At 37.5% G+C, this 19,858-nt stretch carries 15 protein-coding genes; 7 read left to right on the top strand and 8 right to left on the bottom strand.

Features of this window, described 5'->3' with window-relative positions; translation table 11 throughout:
- Nucleotides 1-22 precede the first annotated feature (22 nt).
- The 8 genes from bshC to rimP form a co-directional block, all read right to left on the bottom strand.
- Nucleotides 23-1,609, bottom strand: a complete 1,587-nt coding sequence (gene bshC / locus N0B48_RS14570; RefSeq protein WP_259839482.1) for a bacillithiol biosynthesis cysteine-adding enzyme BshC — start codon at nt 1,607-1,609, stop codon at nt 23-25.
- Between the two features lie 13 nt (nt 1,610-1,622).
- Nucleotides 1,623-3,560, bottom strand: a complete 1,938-nt coding sequence (locus N0B48_RS14575) for a putative porin (RefSeq protein ID WP_259839484.1) — start codon at nt 3,558-3,560, stop codon at nt 1,623-1,625.
- A 126-nt stretch (nt 3,561-3,686) separates the two neighbouring features.
- Nucleotides 3,687-4,364 (bottom strand): hypothetical protein, encoded by a 678-nt coding sequence (locus tag N0B48_RS14580; RefSeq protein ID WP_259839485.1) that lies wholly within the window; start codon nt 4,362-4,364, stop codon nt 3,687-3,689.
- Nucleotides 4,365-4,428: 64 nt separating this feature from the next.
- Nucleotides 4,429-5,820 (bottom strand): RagB/SusD family nutrient uptake outer membrane protein, encoded by a 1,392-nt coding sequence (locus tag N0B48_RS14585; protein WP_259839486.1) that lies wholly within the window; start codon nt 5,818-5,820, stop codon nt 4,429-4,431.
- A gap of 37 nt (nt 5,821-5,857) precedes the next feature.
- Entirely contained in the window at nt 5,858-8,695 is a 2,838-nt protein-coding gene (locus tag N0B48_RS14590) for a SusC/RagA family TonB-linked outer membrane protein (RefSeq protein ID WP_259839487.1), read from the bottom strand.
- 656 nt (nt 8,696-9,351) lie between these two features.
- The gene (gene infB / locus N0B48_RS14595; RefSeq protein WP_259839489.1) at nt 9,352-12,324 is read right to left on the bottom strand and encodes a translation initiation factor IF-2; all 2,973 of its coding nucleotides are present in this window, start codon (nt 12,322-12,324) and stop codon (nt 9,352-9,354) included.
- 80 nt (nt 12,325-12,404) lie between these two features.
- Entirely contained in the window at nt 12,405-13,640 is a 1,236-nt protein-coding gene (gene nusA / locus N0B48_RS14600) for a transcription termination factor NusA (protein WP_034723922.1), read from the bottom strand.
- 15 nt (nt 13,641-13,655) lie between these two features.
- On the bottom strand, nt 13,656-14,123 hold the full coding sequence (gene rimP / locus N0B48_RS14605) for a ribosome assembly cofactor RimP (protein WP_090025090.1): 468 nt from the start codon (nt 14,121-14,123) through the stop codon (nt 13,656-13,658).
- A 566-nt stretch (nt 14,124-14,689) separates the two neighbouring features.
- Here rimP and N0B48_RS14610 point away from each other — a divergent pair.
- The 7 genes from N0B48_RS14610 (at nt 14,690) to N0B48_RS14640 (ending at nt 19,850) form a co-directional block, all read left to right on the top strand.
- On the top strand, nt 14,690-16,006 hold the full coding sequence (locus tag N0B48_RS14610) for a UDP-glucose dehydrogenase family protein (RefSeq protein WP_259839491.1): 1,317 nt from the start codon (nt 14,690-14,692) through the stop codon (nt 16,004-16,006).
- Nucleotides 16,007-17,086 carry a dTDP-glucose 4,6-dehydratase gene (gene rfbB / locus N0B48_RS14615; RefSeq protein ID WP_259839492.1) on the top strand — a complete coding sequence of 360 codons (1,080 nt, stop codon included), beginning with the start codon at nt 16,007-16,009 and terminating at the stop codon, nt 17,084-17,086.
- A 7-nt stretch (nt 17,087-17,093) separates the two neighbouring features.
- Nucleotides 17,094-17,546: a hypothetical protein gene (locus N0B48_RS14620; protein WP_259839493.1), complete on the top strand. Its 453-nt coding sequence runs from the start codon at nt 17,094-17,096 to the stop codon at nt 17,544-17,546.
- A gap of 3 nt (nt 17,547-17,549) precedes the next feature.
- Nucleotides 17,550-18,413, top strand: coding sequence for a glucose-1-phosphate thymidylyltransferase RfbA (gene rfbA, locus N0B48_RS14625; RefSeq protein ID WP_259839495.1), 864 nt, complete (start codon nt 17,550-17,552; stop codon nt 18,411-18,413).
- 204 nt (nt 18,414-18,617) lie between these two features.
- The gene (locus N0B48_RS14630; RefSeq protein ID WP_259839496.1) at nt 18,618-19,031 is read left to right on the top strand and encodes a sugar 3,4-ketoisomerase; all 414 of its coding nucleotides are present in this window, start codon (nt 18,618-18,620) and stop codon (nt 19,029-19,031) included.
- Nucleotides 19,032-19,087: 56 nt separating this feature from the next.
- Complete coding sequence (locus N0B48_RS14635) at nt 19,088-19,615, top strand: GNAT family N-acetyltransferase (protein WP_259839497.1); 528 nt, start codon at nt 19,088-19,090, stop codon at nt 19,613-19,615.
- A 4-nt stretch (nt 19,616-19,619) separates the two neighbouring features.
- The gene (locus tag N0B48_RS14640; protein WP_259839499.1) at nt 19,620-19,850 is read left to right on the top strand and encodes an acyl carrier protein; all 231 of its coding nucleotides are present in this window, start codon (nt 19,620-19,622) and stop codon (nt 19,848-19,850) included.
- Nucleotides 19,851-19,858 lie beyond the last annotated feature (8 nt).

Here is a 19,858-nt window from a genome sequence, read left to right on the forward strand (position 1 = left end):
TTACAAAAATACTTCTTTAAAATTAAATGGCAACAATTATTAATTTGGATTCTTGAACCACCATTTCTTCCCAACAATTTTCAAGCCATGAATAGCCGTAGTCCGAAAAGAATACACTGAAGTTGTAGACTCTTTCCTGCCATGTTTTGGAAGGGTGAACATCTAAAAATAGTTTCTCCAGTCTTTCGAGCAACTCGCCTTGTTTTATTTTTTCTGCGTGCAGCAAGCGCTTTTTCATTCTTTTAAATGATTTAAGCTGTCTTACTTCTTCCGCCTTCACCATATTTCCGAAAGAAAGTTCTGTAGTTTCCGCTATAGCTTTCAGTTCGGAGAAGCCTTTTTCCAAAAGTATTTCTTTTTCTTCAAGCAACGCTAATACGCTGCTGTCTTTTAAAAGTTTCTGGTTGGTAATCGCCGTAAAGTTTCCAAAGAAGTCTTCGATACTCAGATTTAGTTTTTCGATTTTCCCTACCGTTTTTTCTTTAATGAAAAGCATAGAGTTTCTCGGAATCAAAACAGGGAACGGAATATCGACTGCTACGAAATAATCTTTAAGCTCCAGCCAGTACATGATTTCTGCATTTCCGCCGATGTACGCTAAGTTGGGAAGTACTTTTTCCTGATATACCGGACGCATCAAAGCATTCGGGCTGAATCTTTCGGGATGATTTTCTAACTCCTGAAGGATTTCTTCCTGTGTAAATCTTTTGTCTGTATCGACTGCAATATATTTTTCGCCGTCAAAGTCGATTCTGTCTCTGGTTTCGGAAAGGTAGAAAAGATTGATATCCCTTGGATTCACCTGAACTTTTCCATATTTCTTTGTCAGAAAATCTACTTTTTCTTTTGAGTTTTTCTGTAAACTGAAATGAAGCAATTCGTCTCTGAAAATATCTTTAATCTGGTTTTTTAGCTCTTTTGAATCGCCATCCATAATGAGCAGCCCGAATTCAGAGAAAAGCCTGTTCACTAAAGTTTTGATAGCCTCGGTCAATGTATTTCCTACTTTATAAGCTTCCTTCATCATCAGGATCAATTCTGTCCCGAATACGGAATCTTTAAACTCCTTTTCAAATTCTGAGATGAAAAAGGTATCGCTGATGGTAATTCTTCCTACCGGACCGCCAGATTTTTCATTGATCTCATAATAATTATTCTCTGTCTTAAAATGATTGATCTCTGCAAAATCATGATCTTCCGATGCCATCCAATATACCGGAACGAAATTAAAATCGGGAAAATTCTCCTTCAGATAGGTACAGGTTTTAATGGTCTGTAAAATTTTATAGACAAAGAAAACGGGTCCGGAGAACAGGTTTAACTGATGTCCGGTAGTTATTGTAAAGGTATTTGACTGTCTCAGATTTTCAAGGTTTTCTTTCTGCTTTGAGGAAAGTCTAAGACCTGAATGCTGCTTATCCAGTACATCAGACAAGATCTGCCTTTGATCCGGTGTAAAGGAATTCTGCTTGAGATGAATCTGATCTTTAAAGTGATCTAAAGAAAAGGTATTGTTTTCAAAGCCCTCAATCTGTTGGTTCAGAAAATCTTTTACCAGCTGAGGAATGCTTTCTATATCGTTAAATGATATTTTATTTATTGTTTTCAACTTTGTTTGGCTTTTAGTTGAACAAATACCACACAATCCCAATGTTTAATCTAAAATCATAAACCGGATAATGGGCAAATGCGTATGCTTTATTATTGGAAATAAATGTTCCTATCTGTTGTCCTTCTACGTAAAAGAACATTTTTTTAACCTTCATATTGATATAAAGATCGGCAATAGGCTGTCCTCCGATAGAGAATGAATCTGCTCTGGGCAAAATATATTCGTTGAGAATCGGGAAGTAATCTCTTGATGCAAATTTTGAGAAATAATATACTTTCACTCCCATCTGAAGCTCCGCCGCGTCTTTAAAGGCTTTGCTCTGGAAGAAGAAATTGGCTCTTCCGATGAAACTTGGCATGGGAAGAAGTTCTTTATTCGTCAATGCATTCTGGAAATGAAGTCTTGTATTAAGATGGAATTTTCCGAAACTGAAAGTGGCATCTCCTCCGATCTGAGAAATGTTCAGCGAGGTGCTGCTCTGTTGCGGCGCTCCCTCTGCACTGAAATAAGTGTAATTATCTATTCTGAAATAATTAGCAAAAATTTCGGTCTTGAACCATTTCAGATTAACACTTCCCCCGATTTCCGTCACGGTCTGGTTTTTGGCATTTTCCAGATAATAGTTGTATTTATTGTAAACGGAAGTATTTAAAAGATAATTAAATGAAGGATATGCACTCTGGAAATTCACTTTCGCGTTTACGAAATAATCTTTTATCGGCTCAAACTTGATGCTGTTGGCTGTTCTAAGATAGCTTCCAAACTGGCTTCCATTTGAAAATTCTAAAAATGATTTCAACTGAAACTTGTCCCAAAGTTTAACCTGTAAGTTTCCAACAGCTCCGATCCTGTTTTCTTTAAGCTCACCCGGAAGTGCTGTTCCATTAACCGTGGCAAGATCTCTCACTCCAAATTTAATCATCTGATAACGTACTCCTCCATCAAGCTTGAATTTTTCATTATTAAAAACAAGGCTTACCGTATTGCTGAAGTTGTCTGAATATTTTTTTGTGGTAAGTGGAAAACCACTCGTCAGTTCTGAAACATTGCCGTACCAGTACGGTTCTACAGCTCCCTGGTTATAATAATACTTATTCCCCTGATGAGATAGGGTATGTCTGATGCTGAAAGGAAATTTCTCCGCATTGAACGGCGTAAACTGATGGCTCAGATAATACCTCCTGTAGGAATACTGAGAACTTGATGATGCCAGATTAACCTGGGCATTCTGTCTGTTCTTGTAGTTGCTGTCGCCGTTTTGGAACAAATCATCTTCTGTGATTCCTCCACTTTCCTGGTTGTTGACATTCTGGTGAAGATAGTGGGCAAATAATTCATAATTCCCACTCTTGGAAACATAGTGTCCTGAAAACAAAGTATTGTTATTGGATGCTAATGAATTCCTGTAAAACCCCTGGGAACGAAGACCCATATAGTTAATGGCAAAATTGAATCTTTTTCCGATATTCTGCGTATACGTAGAGTTCAAAGCAGCCCCGTTTTTCATCGCTGTATGATAGATGAAAGTGGCTGTAGGTGTTTTTACATCGTAGTATTTCACATCATTGGCACCGATGATCATATACGATTTATTGGAAGGCAATAGAGACAGGTTCTGTTCCGGATTGACTTCATATACCAAAGGATTGAATCCGGCTCCTATATTGGCAACCTGGGCTTTCCCGAAGTTGTCTGTATTATTATATTGTGAATAGATATGTGTCTTGTCAAAAGTCATCACGGTATCAAAAATCTTCTTTTCAGAAAACTGGGTCTGATACAGATAATCATTAATGGTAGGTTTAAAAATTTTCAGGGAATCTTTTTTCCCATTGTCTACAACAAGGGTGTCTTCTTCTTTCTGCGGACTCTTGATATCTGTTTTATTAACAACTTGAGCCTTCGAGACAAAACCGAAAAAGATTATGATAAAAAGGATGTACTTCATGCGTTTATTTATATGTTCAAAAGAAATATTGCACCCGTGGGCTTCATTGTTCATTTTGTACAGCAAAAATAAGAAATAAAAGGAAACAAAAAACCCTGCGAAATGCAGGGGTTTATATTATGATGTTTACTTGTTTATAAATTCTACCAGTTTTATCATATCCGGTTCTTTGTTGAAATTGATTTTATTGGATTTCACAAAGGTTTCCAGCTCTTTTTTATCTACTGAAAAAAATTCTGATGCTTCTGATACGTTCTTTGGAAATTTGGAAAATTTCTTATTCTTCGCTACAAGATAAAGGTCTTTATCTCTTTCATAATAGTCGTTGGCATCTTTTGTAAAGCCATTGTTACTTCTGGTTCCTGCCATCAGTTCCATTTTTTCTCTTTTGTACAAAGAAAATTTAGGACTGTCTACCAGCAATACCAGATACCCGGAGTTTGTTTTGCTATCATAAGAATAGTTAATAGACTCATACGTTTTTTTCAGTGACGGAAAGTTGACTTTAAGGCCTTCTGTTTTATTCGCGTTATACAATTCATTTCCTATCTCGAATTCCATTTCATCACGGTAAGCATTGTATCGGAGATCCTGTACATTTTTACTGTAATCCTTTATCATTACTTTTTCAAATTTATCACCATTAACGTATGGTGAACCATCAATTTTGCGATCTTCTTTACGTACTCTCCCTGGTTTGCTATAGAAACCATCTGGTGTCGTCACAACATTAAGAATATCGGTTTCCTGAGAAAAAAGGCTCTGCGCTAAAAGCACTCCAGTAATAAAAAGTATTTTTTTCATATCAATATTGGTCTTAAGATTAAAAAAGCCGCTCTAGAGCGGCTTTTTTATTATTTATTTATTATTAAGCACCAAACCCTGGGTTAGGCGTTACTAATGTTCCAGGAACATTAATTTCGTTTCTAGGGATAGGGAATGTTAATAATGGATTTCCAACGTTTCTTACAGTACCATCAGCACCGCTAGAGCTTCTTTGGATAATCGGTTGATTTCTTCTTAGTAAATCCCAATATCCAAATCCTTCTCCTACAAGCTCTCTCTGTCTTTCTTTAACTACCATATCTGGTATAAGTGTTCCTGGTCCTACGGCAGTTAATCCACGGTTAGTCTGGATAAGATTGAAATAAGTTTCCGCTATTGTAGCAGACCCTCCCTGAAGCTCAGCTTCTGCACCATTCAACAATATTTCTTCGTATCTCAAAACGTGAATATTATCATATCCTGTTACATACTTCCCTCTAAGAACATTTCCAGAAATAAGTGTAGTAGTTCCTCTAACATCATTAGCAGTATAAAGAGCTTTTAAAGTAGGAAGAACTTTCATATTTCCGTATCCGTTTGGAGCAAGGTTTAGCTTGTTAGAAATAGAAGTTGTTCCTAAGTCGTTTGTAGCACCTACAGCAATTTCGAAAATTGAATTAACTGCAGAGTTTGGTTTAGAGAAACTTGCAGAAAAATCAGTTGAAGGAATAACAGCATATTTGTTTGCTGCATAAATTTCAGCAACCAAAGCTCTTACTTTTGCAAAATCACCTTTGTATAAATAGTATCTAGACATTAATGCCTTTACTGTATATACGTTCATTTCAACTCTGTTTGTAGTAGCTGCAGCACTTGCAGGTCCCATTAGAGAAAGTGCCTTATCAAAATCAGCTTCAATCTGAGCTCTTGTTTCAGCTACTGTAGAACGGGCTTGTTTAGCTTCAGGATTGTAAATTGTAGGAACAACTACTCCTGTAGTCCCTCCAGAGTACTCTTGTCCATACATTCTCAATACGTCAAATAAAGCTAATGCTCTTGAAGCATAAGACTGACCTTTTAAAAAGTTAGCCTTTGTTTGAATTGCTGCCGGATCCTGAGATGCTTTCCATGTCAATTGTCCTGAAGGTACATTGTTAATTACAATATTAGCTTTTGCAATTACTTTATACATTTCCGCGTATGGCCCCGAAGAATAAGCATCTCCTGCAGTCATAGAATATGAAGCAACTGTTGTAAACCAACCTGCACCGTTAGCAAAATCAGAATACATATTGTTACTTCTAACTTCTCCGATCAGTAGGAAATCACATCCATAATAAGAGGCATTTCTCATTGAAAAATACTGTCCTTTTACAAAAGCATCTAATTCTTCAATGGTATTTAATGGTGACTGCTGAACCTGCTGAAAGAATTCAGTTTCAATGAAGTCATCACCACATGACGTTAACGTTACAGCTGAAAAAGCTGCTAACATTCCATATTTTAAAATATATTTTTTCATTTTTTACTAATTAAAATTGAATATTAAACCCTAGTGAATAAGTCTTTTGAACCGGCAAGTTAAGGTTATTAGTTGTGTTTAAGTTGTTTTCAGGGTCAAACCTAAGGTTTTTATCGTAACGGTGCGTCAGGATATTATTTCCTTGAGCATATACCTCAAACCCTTGAAGACCTGTTCCCTTTAACATTTTAGCATCAAATTTATATCCAACTCTGATGTTGCTTAGTCTTAAATAATCCGTTTTCGCCAAGAACCTTGTTGAATTTCTGTTTGAGTTCGTTGCGTTATTATATATCGGTTTTGGATTGGCTGCGTTTGGATTGGAAGGTGTCCAGAAATCAAGCGCATCTGTTGAACCTGGCTGAGCATAAGTATACTGCCCGTCAGACTGAGTATATGCACCCCAATCGTTAAGTACTCTACCTCCAAATCCGAATGTTCCTAAAGCAGATAGAGTAAAGTTTTTGTAAGAAACATTAAGGTTTACCCCACCGAATACATTTGAGTAAGCTCTTCCTTGTACGGCAAGTGCTGCATCAGCATATTTGTTGGTCGTTTCTCCGTCCATACCGTTTTTATACCATAATGGATCTCCGTTTGTAGGATCTACACCCGCCCATTTTCTGATATAGAAAGTTCCGATTCCTTCACCTTCTCTAAGAATGGTAGAACCAGAAATAACATCCTGTCCACCATACAATGAAGTAATTTCGTTTTTCAGAGTACTTAAGTTACCTCCAATGCTAAGGTTGAAATCTTCTTTTCTGATTACATCATAGTTCACAGTAAATTCGAATCCTTTGTTTACCAATGATCCTACGTTAATATCTTTGAACGGATATGTTGGAGTAGCTTCAGCAGGTAATCCCTGAGATAATTGTAAAGGTACACTGAATACTAAGTCTTCAGTCTTCTTGTTATAATATTCTGCTGTAATGGTAAGTCTGTTTTTGAAGAAGCCCATATCAAGACCAAAACTCAAAGGCTTAACAGTTTCCCATCTCAGATCCGGGTTATAAGTATATCTTGGAGCAGCAGCAGGCTGATCATTATAGTTCCCTGTATATTGGTATAAAGAATATGGAATACTTGAAATAGTGTTACCTACTTTACCGTAAGATCCTCTGAATTTAAACTGAGAAATCTTGTCCCATTCTTTAACGAATTGAAGTCTTGCTAAATCAACTCCAGCCCCGATTGAATAGAAAGTTCCCCATTTCTGACCAGGTACAAAGTTTGATAATGCATCTCTTCTTACGGAAGCATCAATTAAGATCAATTTATCATAGTCATAGTTCAATACAGCAGCATAACCGTTTCTTGAACTTGTAGATCTATCTCCTTGTGCATAGATAGGTTTGATGAAGTTCGTCAATGTTTCCAGCGTTGGAGAACCTACGTTCACCCCTTGTGCTGCAACATTTCTGTAGTTTCTTTGGTAAGCTTCCTGAATAGCTGAGATATTGAATCTGTTTTTGTCACCTAACTTAAAGTTATAGTTAACAATGTTCTGTAAGTTCCAGTTGAAGTATCTCGCAGTCGTTTCAGTTTTTCTACCATTCACCTGATATCCGTCTCCGTGAACAGGGTTATAATATGTATCATTTTCGATGTTGTTGAATTCAGATCCAAAAACTACTCTGTATGATAAGTTCTTTAAGATTTGATATTCTCCGTAAACGTTACCGAAAACTCTTGCAGTAGAAGCTCTGAAATAGTTATGTTCCTGTAAATAACCTGAGTTAAATAGGTTATTACTTAATCTTCCGCTGTTTCCTAAATAATAAGTTCCGTCCGGATTGTAAGCCTGATCCGTAGGTCTTGCAAATAATTCAAATAAGATCGGGTTTGCAAATCCACCTCCGTTTGGAAGTGTATTAATTCTACTGTATGAAAGCTGAACATCTGTTCCAAACTTGAACTTATCTGTCGCTTTGTAATCCACTTTTGTCGTGAAACCTACACGCTTAAAGTCAGATCCTTTTATTTCACTTTCTTGTAGGAAGTAGTTCGCAGAGTTATAATAAGTAATTTTATCATTTCCACCACTGATGGACGCGTTTACCGAGTTTTGATATCCGGCTTTGCTCGTTACATCTCTCCAGTTAGTATCATTAGTAGTTGTAAATATCTGCTTTGGAGTAGCTCCGTACTCACCAGCTACCATGTCTGCATACACCTGTTCAGGAGTAACTCCGTCTGAATTAGCAAAAGCATTGGCTAATAAATATCTGTACTGTGATGTATTTAAGCCTTTCAGTCCTTCAATAGCGCGGGTATTTGTCCCTGATTCGAAGTTTAATGAAATTTTAGGTCTCCCTTTCTTTCCTGATTTTGTGGTAATAACAATTACCCCAGCACCTGCATCCGCTCCATATACTGCCGTTGAAGCAGCATCCTTAAGTACGGTTACACTTTCAATATCATCACTGTTTAAGTTAGCTAAGATGTTGGCAGTTGTAGCACCACTTGTTAAATCTCCACTCATTACCCTGATACCATCAACCACATAAATAGGGTTTACACCACCATTTACAGAAGCGATACCTCTTACACGCACTGATGCAAAACCTCCAGGCTGCCCGGAAGCATTTCCTGTCTGAACACCGGAAACCCTACCTTGAAGCATTTTATCAACTGACGCTACAGGAACATCCTTGATCGCGTCACTCTTCATTGTACCTACAGATCCGGTTAATTCTTGCACCGTCTTCTTCTGTCCGAATCCAACCATTACTACTTCTTCAATCTCAGTAGCAACTGTGTCTTTTTTCGTTGTTTGCGCAAAAGCAACTTGTCCCAAGAAGAACAATGCTCCAGCACTTAATACACGTAGTTTAACATTCATATTAACAAATTTTAATATATTTTAATTCGCAAATATGTTAATAAATATTAACATTCACAAGTATTACACATCTGTAAGCAGAATGTTTTTTTTATATATTGTTTTTAACTAATACGTGAAATAATAAAGATTAAGCAATATATCCAGCTTTATTTGTATAAATATTTTTTTTTCACTATAGTTATTTTTTTTAACAAATTATTACCATTAGGAAAAATATTATTTAGAATCAATACAAATTACATTAAAATATTTTTTAACAAAAATATATCCTATAAAAAAGTGGTTTTCATGTATTTATAACTAAAACATCAATATCCCAATTCCTTTTATAAAGATGCTTTCCAATCACCTTACAGATGATCTTCGGCTTTAATACAAACATGGGCTTTTTGGATTAGCCCTCGTTTTCATCTTAGTTCCAAAAACATTTCCTTTACTTCATTCCTTCTAAAATTTTACAAGCTATCGGTTTATTCATTTTGCTATTAAGCTTCTTATATTTTAACATTTAAGTTGCATCAATTAACAACTCTTTATTGTCTCAAATTATCAATATGAAAAACAGGATGAGGTATTACTAAAAATTAAATAAATAGAACAAAAAAAAACCACTTTCCTAAAAAAGTGGTTTTGTATTTATAGTTAAAAAACTATTATTTCAGTTTCTTCTTAACGGCAACTTGTTCGTAAACCTCAAGAATATCTCCGATCTCAATATCGTTGTATCCTTTCAGGTTCAGACCACATTCGTAACCTTTCGTTACTTCTCTTACATCATCTTTGAAACGTTTCAAGCTTTCCAGCTCTCCATCGAATTTCACGATACCGTCTCTCAGTACTCTTACTTTCGAGCTTCTCGCTACTTTTCCTGAAAGAACCATACAACCTGCAATAGTTCCTACTTTAGAGATTTTGAACACTTCTCTGATCTCCACGTTACCCATCACCTGTTCTTTGATCTCCGGAGAAAGCATACCTTCCATGGCTTCTTTCACCTCATCAATTGCAGCATAAATTACTGAGTAAGTTCTGATCTCGATTTCTTCTTTATCTGCAAGTTCTTTAGCATTAGCACCAGCTCTTACGTTAAATCCGATGATAATAGCATCAGAAGCAGTCGCTAAGTTAACGTCAGATTCAGTGATCTGTCCAACTCCTTTGTGAAGGATGTTTACATTGATCTCTGCTGTAGATAATCTCTGTAACTGATCAGATAATGCTTCTACGGAACCATCCACGTCACCTTTAAGGATAATATTCAATTCCTTGAATTCTCCTAACGCGATTCTTCTTCCAAGTTCTTCAAGCGTAGTATGCTTCTTAGTTCTGATGGAAAGTTCTCTCTGTAGTTGTTCTCTCTTATTGGCAATTGTTTTAGCCTCCCCTTCATCTGCATATACTTTGAACTTATCACCTGCTGTAGGTGCTCCATCTAAACCTAGAATCGTAACAGGAATTGAAGGACCAGCTTCTTTAAGATTTCTTCCTCTTTCATCAAGCATTGCTTTGACCTTACCGTGGTTTTTACCAGCCACTACATAGTCTCCTACTTTTAAAGTACCTGTCTGTACCAACATGGTAGCAACATATCCTCTTCCTTTATCTAATGAAGCTTCAATCACAACACCTTGAGCGGCTCTATCCGGATTAGCTTTAAGATCAAGCATCTCTGCCTGAAGTAATACTTTTTCCAATAGAACATCCATATTGTTACCGAACTTCGCAGAAATCTCCTGCGCCTGAACGTTTCCACCCCACTCTTCTACAAGGATATTCATCCCGGAAAGCTGTTGACGGATATTATCAGGATTAGCACTTGGTCTGTCCACTTTGTTTAAGGCAATAATCATTGGTACTCCTGCAGCCTGTGCGTGAGAAATAGCTTCTCTCGTTTGTGGCATTACATCATCATCCGCTGCAATTACAATAATGGCAATATCGGTGATCTGAGCACCTCTGGCTCTCATCGCGGTAAACGCTTCGTGACCCGGTGTATCTAAGAATGTAATTCTCTGTCCGTTTTCTAATTTTACATTGTATGCTCCAATGTGCTGTGTAATACCTCCTGATTCACCAGCAATAACGTTGGTCTTTCTGACGTAGTCAAGTAGGGACGTTTTACCGTGGTCAACATGACCCATTACGGTTACAATTGGTGCTCTGGAAGAAAGATCTTCCTCAGTATCCATATCTTCTTCAGACTCGACTTCTTCTAAATCAGCATCTGAGAATTCAATTTTAAAACCAAATTCATCGGCAACCAATAATAAGGTATCAGCTTCCAGTCTTTGGTTCATTGTTACCATTACTCCAAGGGAGAAACAAGCAGAGATAACTTCTGTAGGAGAAACGTTCATTAAACTTGCCAATTCACCTACTGTGATGAATTCAGTTACTTTTAATGTTCTGTCCTGAGCATCAATCTCCTGCTGACGTTCATCCTGTTCTCTACGGTACGTTCTCTTGTCTTTTCTGTGTTTAGCAGATTTAGATTTACCTCCTTTGTTGGTAAGTTTCTCAAGAGTTTCCTTGATCTGGTTTTTAACCTGCTCGTCGGTAAGCTCAACAGGCATGGTTCTTTGCCCTGGTCTGTTGTTGTTTCCTCCGCCTGGACCTTTCTTGAATCCGCCTCCCTGACCTGGTGGACGATTTCCCTGGTTATTTCCAAAACGGTTTCCTCCCGGACCTCCTTGTCCCGGTGGACGGTTGCCTCCCGGGCCACCTTGTCCTGGTGGACGGTTACCTCCTGGGCCACCTTGTCCTGGTGGACGGTTGCCTCCTGGGCCTCCCTGGTTATTGTTATTATTTCCTGAGTTTTGATTATTCCCCTGGCCCTGTTGATTCGGACCACCCGGTTTTTCAATTCTCTTTCTTTTCTTTTTAGCGCCTGAACCAGGTTTTGGTGCAAATTGCGTTAAGTCTATCTTTTCACCTACGATCTTAGGACCATCAAGTTTCTGATAAACGGTTTCTATTTTCTGAGGTTCCTGAGATTCAGGCTCAGCTGGTTTTTGAGGCTCTGCTTTCTTTTCAGCAGCAGGCTCTGGCTGCTTTGGAGTTTCTTTCACAGGTTCTGCCGGTTTTTCCTCTTCTTTTTTCTCCTCCATTTTGGGTTTATCTTTTTTTACAGGTCTATTTCTGGATTCTATTTGGGACAGATCAATTTTATCCAGAACTTTGAATTCCTGCTTTTCAGGAGCAGCTTTTACTTCCGGTTCAGCCACAACTTCTTCTTTCTTCTCTTCTACCGGTGCTGCCACAGGTACGGGTGCTGCTACAGGTGCAACAGGCACTTCTTCCACTTCAGGGGCTTTAGGTTCAAGATCTATTTTACCTAAAATCTTAGTTTCTGGTTTGTTTGCTTTAGCTCTTATTACTTCAGGGGTTTTCTTTTCCTCAATTTCCAGTTTTTCTTCCGGAACTTTGGTGATCACCACCTCATGGGAAGCTTTTCTTTGTTCACCGTCTTTGGCAAACTCAGCCTCCAATGCAGAATATGCCGCTTCTTCTAATTGAGCGTTAGGATTGTTTTCAACTTCGAAATCCTTTGACTGTAAAAATTCTACTAATCTGGACATCGAAATATTGAATTCCTTAACCGCTTTATTTAATCTTATTTTTGGCATCTATATTATTTACTATTTTTTTTAATTCTTAAAATTAAAGTATTTCTTTTTTACTGTTTATTAAAATTTATTTAAAAATCTTAATCTTCAAATTCTTCTCTTAGAATACGTTTAACATCTTCAATAGTTTCCTCTTCAAGATCCACCATATTTAAAAGACTCTCTGTATCCTTATCCAGTACTGATTTCGCAGTAGTAAGACCTACTTTCTTAAATTCATCCAAAATCCACTGCTCGATATCATCGTTAAATTCTCTCAAATCAACGTCGTCATCCTCGCTAGCTTCTCTATATACATCAATTTCATATCCTGTCAACCAAGAAGCCAGTCTGATATTCTGACCTTGCTTTCCGATTACTTTAGAAATCTCTTCAACCGGTGTATAAACTAAAGCATAGTTTGAATCCTCGTTGATGTCAATTTTGTTGATGGTAACATTTCCTAAAGCTCTCTTTACCAAAATTTCAGCGTTTTTAGACCACTGAATAACATCGATGTTTTCATTTCTCAACTCTCTTACCACTCCGTGAATTCTTGATCCCTTCACACCCACACAGGCTCCTACAGGATCTATTCTGTCATCGTAAGCATCTACTGCAATCTTCGCCTTCTCACCAGGAATTCTCACTACTTTTTTAAGCATAATCGTTCCATCCTGGATCTCAGGAATTTCCAGCTCTAATAACTTCTCTAAGAATTTAGGTGCAGTTCTGGAAATAATAATTTGTGGCTTTGAACCTTTAAAATCTACTGTTTCAACAATAGCTCTGATATTTTCGCCCTTTTTAAAGAAGTCGGACGGGATCTGGTTTTCTTTTGGCAAAATGAATTCATTCCCTTCATCATCCAATAAGATCACATGCTTGTGACGGATGTGGTGAATTTCTCCAATTACAATCTCCCCGATCTTGTCTCTGAACTGCTCATAAAGCATCGCATTGTTATGCTCCTGAAGTTTTGTAGCCAGGATCTGCTTTAAAGTAAGGATATTTCTTCTTCCCAATTGGGCCACAGGAATTTCCATGGTAAAATCTTCACCCACTTCAAAAGTAGGGTCAATTTTTTTAGCTTCAGAAAGTTCGATTTCCAGATCATCATCTTCAGACATCTCGTCCTCTACAATCGTTTTATTTAAAAATATCTGAAAATCTCCTTTATCAGGGTTCACAATTACATCAAAATGGTCATCTGAATCGAATCTTTTTCTCAAAAGGGTCTTCAGTGAATCTTCAATAATTGCCATAAGATCAATCTTACTGATCCCTTTTTCGTCTTTAAAATCACCAAAGGATTCAATCAACGCTATATTATCCATCTATTCTTTTTTCTTTTAAAATTTAATTACTACTAACGCTTTTTTTATCTCAGAGTAAGGAATTTCTTTTTCCTCCTCCACATCCACTTTCCCTTTTCCGATCTCTTTCGGTTTCCGGTAGCGTAAAATAAGTGTGATCTTCTCATCGTCTACTTTGGCCAGTTCACCTTCTATTTTGGTAGCATCATTCAGCAATACCTCGATCTCTCTTCCAAAATTTTTCTTGAACTGTCTGGGAGCCGAAAGTGGCTCGCTCAGTCCTGCAGACATTACCTGAAGGCTGAAGTCATGCTCTTCACGGTCCATATTAAACTCTATCGCACGGCTTGCATCAAGGCAGTCCTGAAGAGTCACTCCATTATCACCATCCAGGATTACAGTAATATCATCTCCTGTAGAAAATTTAAGATCCACAAGAAACAAATCCTCTCTGCTATCAAGGAATTCGTTTAATAATTCTTCAATTCTTTTTCTAAACTCCATACATTAAATATCTTGATTTACCAGTACGAAAAAAGGCTTTCTTCCGAAGCCTTCCCATTTTTTCCTGTAAATCCACTGCAAATATACGCATTTTTTCTAAAAAAGCAAAATCTACTTAGTTATCAAGTAAATACCTTACAATTTTTCGTTAAAGTTACGAGATATGGGTTGGAGAGTTTCAGCGTTTGAGAGTCAGAGAGTTTCAGCGTTTGAGGGTAAGAGTGTTTGAGTGTAGGAGAGTTTAAGAATTTTATTATTCTCAAATAATCATTTTAATCCCAGTCTGAATCTTTGCCACATCCTCATTCTGAAATCTGAAATCAAATTCTTTACTCTTTTCTCCTTGTTCTTTGTTCTTTATTCTTTGTTCTTCCCTCTTGCAAAGCAAAATTCACCATTCACCTTTCTTAATCTCAATCTCAGCCTCGGTCTAAAGCCTCATGTCTGATGTCTGAAATCTTGCATCTGAAATCTTGTCTCTTATCCCAAACTCAGGTTAAAGTAAATTAAAGAAGCAGGTGAAAGTATTTTTATTATTTTTGTCTTAAAATTTAAAAACAGACATTTTGAATATAACAATTGTAGGAACGGGTTATGTAGGGCTGGTTACAGGTACTACCCTGGCAGAACTTGGCAATTCAGTATACTGTGTTGACATTGATGAAAAAAAAGTAGAAGGTTTGAAAAACGGCATAGTTCCCATCTATGAGCCGAACCTTGAAGAGATGTTCTTAAGAAACATTCAATCCGAGAGATTATTTTTCACCACAAATCTGAAAGAAGCTTTAGACAAAAGCGAAGTGATTTATCTGGCACTGCCTACACCTCCGGGTGAAGACGGCTCTGCAGATCTTTCGTATGTCATTCAGGTAGCCAACAATATTGGAGAAATGATGACTGAGTATAAGGTCATCGTCAATAAAAGTACCGTTCCCGTAGGTACTGCTGACAAAGTAAGAGAAGTAATCGCTTCTAAAACAGACATTCCTTTTGATGTGGTTTCCAACCCGGAATTCTTAAGAGAAGGTTTTGCCGTGGAAGACTCGATGAATCCTTCAAGAGTGGTGGTAGGCGCCAGTTCTGAAAAAGCAAAAAGCATCATGGCTAAAATTTACCAGCCATTTACCAATACCGGAATCCCGATCATCTTTATGGATGAGAAATCATCGGAACTTACGAAATACGCAGCCAATTCATTCCTTGCCGTAAAAATTACGTTCATGAATGAGATCGCCAATTACTGTGAAAAAGTAGGTGCAGATGTAGACAAAGTAAGACTTGGAATGGGTAGTGATGACAGAATCGGACACAGATTCCTGTTCCCTGGAATCGGGTATGGTGGAAGCTGTTTCCCGAAAGATGTAAAAGCGCTCATCAAATCCGGAATCCAGGAAGATTTCAATTTCCAGATCCTTGAAGCGACAGAAAGGGTAAACACGACTCAAAAAGTCATTCTGGTTTCAGAGATTGAGAAATATTTCGGTGGAAGCATCAAAGGAAAGAAAATTGCGATGTGGGGACTTGCTTTTAAAGCTAACACAGACGACATCCGTGAAGCATCATCTTTGGACAATATCGCTCTGCTATTAGAGAAAGGCGCAGAAATTGCTGCCTATGACGCAGTAGCAGAAAATAACGTAACGAGACTTCTCGGTGACAAAATACAGTACGCAAAAGGAATGTATGATGCCCTTGAAGGTGCAGATGCTTTATTCATCGCTACAGAATGGCCTGAGTTTAAAAATCCTAATTTTGAACTGATGGCTAAGAAAATGAAAAACAAAGTCATTTTTGACGGAAGAAATATGTATCCACTGGAAATCCCTGAACAGAATGGATTCCATTATAAAAGTATAGGTAGAAAGACCATAGAAAATAAATAGATGAAAAACATAATTATTACCGGAGGGGCCGGATTTATAGGCTCACATGTCGTTAGAGAATTCGTGAAAAACAATCCGGATACTACGATCATTAATCTTGATGCCCTTACTTACGCAGGAAACCTGGAAAACCTTAAGGACATTGAAAATGAGCCTAATTATGTTTTCGAAAAAGCAGATATTACAAAACCGGAAGAATTAAGAAAGGTCTTCGAAAAATATAATCCGGATGCAATCGTGCATCTTGCAGCAGAAAGTCATGTAGACAGAAGTATTACCGATCCGATGGCATTCATTAATACCAATGTCAACGGAACTGCCAATCTTCTTAACTTGTGTAAAGAATTCTGGACCCTGAATCCTGATCATACCCATGGAAGGTTCCCGGACGAAAAAAGAGCCCATTTATTCTACCACGTTTCTACAGATGAAGTATACGGAAGTCTTGGTGAAACAGGATTCTTCCTGGAAACTACGGCTTATGATCCGCAATCTCCATATTCTGCTTCAAAAGCAGCTTCTGACCATTTGGTAAGAGCATACGGAAATACGTACGGAATGCCGTTCATTGTATCCAACTGTTCCAACAACTACGGACCAAATCATTTCCCTGAGAAACTGATCCCGCTTTGTATTTCAAATATCATCAACGAAAGACCATTGCCGATTTACGGTGACGGAAAATATACCAGAGACTGGCTGTATGTAATAGACCATGCCAGAGCGATCCATCAGATATTCAATGAAGCTAAAACCGGAGAAACGTACAATATCGGAGGTTTCAACGAGTGGCAGAATATTGATCTTGTGAAAGAACTGATCAAACAGATGGATGATAAACTGGGCAAACCGGAAGGCTATTCTGAAAAACTGATCACCTTTGTAAAAGACAGACCTGGACACGATAAACGCTATGCGATCGATGCAGATAAGCTGAATAAAAACTTAGGCTGGAAACCATCTGTAACTTTCGAGGAAGGTTTAGGAAAAACCATCGATTGGTATCTTGAAAACAAGGAATGGCTTGAAAATGTAACCAGTGGAGACTACCAGAAGTATTACGAAAAACAATATGATTAAAACTATCATGAAGCCAATTATTCTGCTGTTTTCGATTGCGATTTCTTCTCTGGCAGGAGCTCAGACCCTCCTTCCGCCTCCGGCTATGGCCAATGTAGCCCAAAAACGTCTTATCGACGAATTTATAGAAGTTTCACATTACAAGGAAGCACTGATCAATTATGCCAAAGAATATATTGAACTTAAAATGTTTGATTATGATGTAGATCCTCCCAAGGAATTGCTGACTAAAGATCAGGCCCGAAGTATCATTAAGAATTTTGATTTTGACGGCTTTAAAGTTTCAATGTACAGTTCATTTTCTTTAATCCCGGAAGAAAACCTAAAAGAACTGATTAAATTTCATAAAACTATCGGAGGTAGCTTGTCCAGAGGAAATTCTGCTCTTTTAATGACTCCGATTATTGATCTGAATATCAAAAATCAAATAGATTACGCCATAGAAAACATAAAAAAATAACTGATGAAAGGAATTATATTGGCCGGAGGATCCGGAACCAGACTTTACCCTCTTACCATCGCCGTAAGTAAGCAGCTGATGCCTGTTTACGACAAACCGATGATCTACTACCCTCTTTCAACACTGCTTCTGGCAGGAATCAAAGACATTCTGATTATCACAACACCCCACGACCAGCCTGGATTTATCAAACTTTTAGGCGACGGTTCCCAAATCGGATGCAATATCGAGTATGTGGTACAGCCAAGCCCGGACGGACTGGCACAAGCCTTTATTTTAGGAGATGCCTTTATTGGCAGTGATCCCGTTGCATTAGTCTTAGGAGATAATATTTTCTATGGCTCTGAAATGGGTACCTTATTGAAAAACAAAACCAATCCCGACGGCGGAGTTGTTTTCGCTTATCACGTTTCTGATCCTGAAAGATATGGTGTGGTAGAATTTGATGATGATTTTAAAGCCGTTTCCATTGAAGAGAAACCTTTAAAACCTAAATCAAATTATGCGGTTCCCGGACTCTATTTTTACGATAATGAAGTCGTGAATATTGCCAAGAACATTAAGCCTTCTGCAAGAGGAGAACTTGAAATTACGGATGTCAACAATGTTTACTTAAGCAAAGGAAAACTTGAAGTGGGTGTTCTGGACAGAGGAACAGCATGGCTTGATACGGGAACTTTTGATTCTCTGAATGACGCTTCTGAATTTGTAAGCGTTATCGAAAAAAGACAGGGTTTCAAAATAGGATGTATTGAGGAAATCGCGTTCAGAAATAAATTCATCAACGAAGAAAAGCTTCTTGAAACAGCTGAAAAATACGGCAAAAGTGGCTATGGTGAATACCTGAAGCAACTTGTAAAAAAGTAATCAAATATTAATGTAAATAACATAACTATTGACTTTACTGCCGATAGTTTTTTTAATGCAAAACCATCTGGTCCTTTTCCTCAATCTGAAGTATATAATTGGATGCAGATTTTTATTGGCAGTTACATAATAATAACAGGCTTCTTTCCGATAGTAATTTTATAATTAACTTTGAGGACTTTAAAGAACTATTTAGAAACATTAATGGAATACAATAAACCACAAATCATCACATTCGATAAGATAGGATCATCACAGCTGGGTTATATCACCATAGCGGAAACCCAGAAGAATGTTCCTTTTGAGATACAACGTGTCTACTGGACCTACTACACTCCTCACGATGTGACAAGAGGCGGACATGCCCATAAAGAACTGCAGCAGATGATATTTGCTGTTTCCGGAACCATTGTCTTTAATACGGAAGATAAGGACGGAAATAAAGAAACTTTCACCTTAGATCATCCTACCAAAGGTTTGTATATCCCAAAACTGGTATGGAGAGATATTCAGTTTTCTCATAATGCTGTGCTCTTGTGCCTGGCTTCGGAAATATATGATGAGGAAGACTATTTCAGAGATTTTGAAAGCTTTAAAGAAGCAATCGATAAAAAATAAATTTTCGCACCTGAACTTCACTCTGGTAAAGAAGATACTAATATAAATAACAAAAGATGACAATTGAATACAAAGGAATTAAACTGAGATTTGTTGAGACTGATGATGCTTCATTTATAATATCGATCAGAAATAATGAAAAAAAGTCGAGGTTTATTTCAAAGACTTCTCCTGATGTAGACGCTCAAAAGCAATGGATACAAAGTTATAAAGAACGTGAACAGCAACAGAAGGAATACTATTTTATTGCCTTTGATGAAAACAATGAAGACTTTGCCACGTACAGAGTTTACAAAATAGATTCCGGACTTCCTGAAATAGGAAGCTGGGTTTCCAAACCTGAGTATTCAAACGTCAAAAACTCAGTAAAAGTGGATATGGCTGTGAAAGATTTCGTTCTGAACGAATTGAATTTCGACACGATTCAGTTTGAAGTAAGAAAGCAGAATACATCCGTCAACAGCTATCACAAAATGTTTAAGCCGGAGCTCATCAGAAGCGACGATGAAAACAACTATTATCTATTAACAAAAGACACTTTCAATACGGTAATTCCGGATATTCTCAAAAAATTTAAAATATAAGCTTATGTCAATCAATGAATTTATCAAAAATTTTCAGTCTCAACTGGAAAACACAGATACCGTAATAGAACCTGAAACTGTATACAGCCAGGAAAGCTACTGGGATTCGCTTACCGCTATGGTGATCAAAGTAATGATCGAAGATGAGTACGGGTTAGATATCGAGCCGGAGCAGATCACTTCGTTCAAAGATATCAACGAACTTTATTCTTTTATTGTTGAGAAAAAACAGTAAATATTAAA

The organism is Chryseobacterium herbae (genome assembly GCF_025154075.1).
Classification (GTDB): Bacteria; Bacteroidota; Bacteroidia; order Flavobacteriales; family Weeksellaceae; genus Chryseobacterium; species Chryseobacterium herbae.

Coding starts and splice junctions, on each gene's coding strand:
- N0B48_RS14575 (WP_259839484.1), bottom strand. CDS start 3,560: ATGAAGTACATCCTTTTTATCATAATCTTTTTCGGTTTTGTCTCGAAG.
- N0B48_RS14580 (WP_259839485.1), bottom strand. CDS start 4,364: ATGAAAAAAATACTTTTTATTACTGGAGTGCTTTTAGCGCAGAGCCTT.
- N0B48_RS14585 (WP_259839486.1), bottom strand. CDS start 5,820: ATGTTAGCAGCTTTTTCAGCTGTAACGTTAACGTCATGTGGTGATGAC.
- N0B48_RS14590 (WP_259839487.1), bottom strand. CDS start 8,695: ATGAATGTTAAACTACGTGTATTAAGTGCTGGAGCATTGTTCTTCTTG.
- infB (WP_259839489.1), bottom strand. CDS start 12,324: ATGCCAAAAATAAGATTAAATAAAGCGGTTAAGGAATTCAATATTTCG.
- nusA (WP_034723922.1), bottom strand. CDS start 13,640: ATGGATAATATAGCGTTGATTGAATCCTTTGGTGATTTTAAAGACGAA.
- rimP (WP_090025090.1), bottom strand. CDS start 14,123: ATGGAGTTTAGAAAAAGAATTGAAGAATTATTAAACGAATTCCTTGAT.
- rfbB (WP_259839492.1), top strand. CDS start 16,007: ATGAAAAACATAATTATTACCGGAGGGGCCGGATTTATAGGCTCACAT.
- N0B48_RS14620 (WP_259839493.1), top strand. CDS start 17,094: ATGAAGCCAATTATTCTGCTGTTTTCGATTGCGATTTCTTCTCTGGCA.
- rfbA (WP_259839495.1), top strand. CDS start 17,550: ATGAAAGGAATTATATTGGCCGGAGGATCCGGAACCAGACTTTACCCT.
- N0B48_RS14630 (WP_259839496.1), top strand. CDS start 18,618: ATGGAATACAATAAACCACAAATCATCACATTCGATAAGATAGGATCA.
- N0B48_RS14635 (WP_259839497.1), top strand. CDS start 19,088: ATGACAATTGAATACAAAGGAATTAAACTGAGATTTGTTGAGACTGAT.
- N0B48_RS14640 (WP_259839499.1), top strand. CDS start 19,620: ATGTCAATCAATGAATTTATCAAAAATTTTCAGTCTCAACTGGAAAAC.